General features: G+C 52.7%; 2 protein-coding genes. Both read right to left on the reverse strand.

The features are described from left to right. Positions 1–289 (reverse strand): hypothetical protein (locus tag V6D20_08090; GenBank protein HEY9815745.1); only part of this gene is annotated, 289 nt, incomplete at its 3' end. A gap of 377 nt (positions 290–666) precedes the next feature. After that, a partial coding sequence (locus V6D20_08095; protein HEY9815746.1) for a hypothetical protein occupies positions 667–1,386 on the reverse strand: 720 nt, incomplete at its 5' end.

A 1,386-nucleotide genomic window follows, 5' to 3' on the forward strand; every position in this document is an offset into this window, starting at 1 on the left:
CACATTTGAACAGCATGAAGCTCGACCAGTTCTTCCGGAAATATCGGCTTTGAGGGGTGCCGTACATCTTTTGATCTACCCCACCCCCATCATATTGATGCTGCACACACCAGAGCGCTATCTCTGGATTGGAAGCTGCGATGTCGAAGACTTCCATGGGATCGCGACGAAAATACATATCGCTGTCCATGAAAAGGGCCATGCCGTTATATTGATTCAACGCGGGCACCAAAAATCTTGTGAACGTAAAGTCTGTCGAGAAGGGGCGACCATCAAATGCGTCAATCATGTGGTCAAGCTTCTCCGCCCCCCAACACGTCGACCTGACATCCGGCGCCCTTCGATAAAGTCCCGCTCTGCGCAAAGCAAGTGAGTCTAGTAGAACCACGTTCACAGCTTTGGACGCTAGCCGCGCTATCGAGTCAGCAAGAACAGCAGCTGCCATATGCTCTCGGGAGTCGTATCCAATAAAAATGGTCGGGATCCTTTCTATAGCGGGCAACCGCTTCGCGACTTCAACACTCTCTGCGCTGCTCATATCCTCTCTCCTTGCGGGAAATCGAGCGAAAATGCGCCCTTCTCACCGATCCCAAGCGTTTAGTTTAGGTTCTGGCATTTTGGCAGAAGCGCTGTCGATTGGGTCAATCACTCCGCAATCATGCGAGGCTATTCACAGAATTCATGTACCGTAACAACTGGCTCGTCCTCATATCGGTTCTGAATCCGATCGCGATCAAAGGAGAACGTGTATAGCCTCCCATCGTGGTAATCGGCACCGACTATCAGACCAGGCGAAAACAGGTCAAGGGAGCCATATGCATAGGGCCGGGGTGAGTAAGCATAGTCCGCGGCAACAATCTCCTTGAGATCATAGACCCAGTAGTAGTTTGATTTGTCGTCGACCGCGTACGTGTCGTAACCATGCATGAGACTGCCGTCGTCACGCGAATCCTTGTAACCAATCCCCGTTTCAAGACCACCGGTTTTGCCAATTACAATGTAGTCGTCGCCCCGAACAAAGCCTAAATATGCCTCGCTAACCTCATTCCAAACGGGGTTAGATGCCGCAAGAATTCCTTCCTGAGCCGGGTCGCGGCCGTAGGTGCCCAACGGATTTGCCAAGGGGTAGTCTAACCAGCGAATGGTTTCTACGCTTGCTCCCACCTTACCGCTCCATGCATACAGGCTAGGCCCCTGCGATAGGCGCCCGTTGATAGGCAAATTCGACGCATACCCCATTAACCAGGCTCCTCCGAGAGCGCTTTGCCAATGGTGGGGTATCGGCTGTATCCATCCAGCCGCCTGCGAGTGGCCGGCAACAGTGCCTATCATGTCACTGCCCATAACCGTCTGGTGGTCACGAAAGGAATTGTCTCCGTCATAGTA

It is taken from the genome of Candidatus Obscuribacterales bacterium (genome assembly GCA_036703605.1).
Classification (GTDB): domain Bacteria; phylum Cyanobacteriota; class Cyanobacteriia; order RECH01; family RECH01; genus RECH01.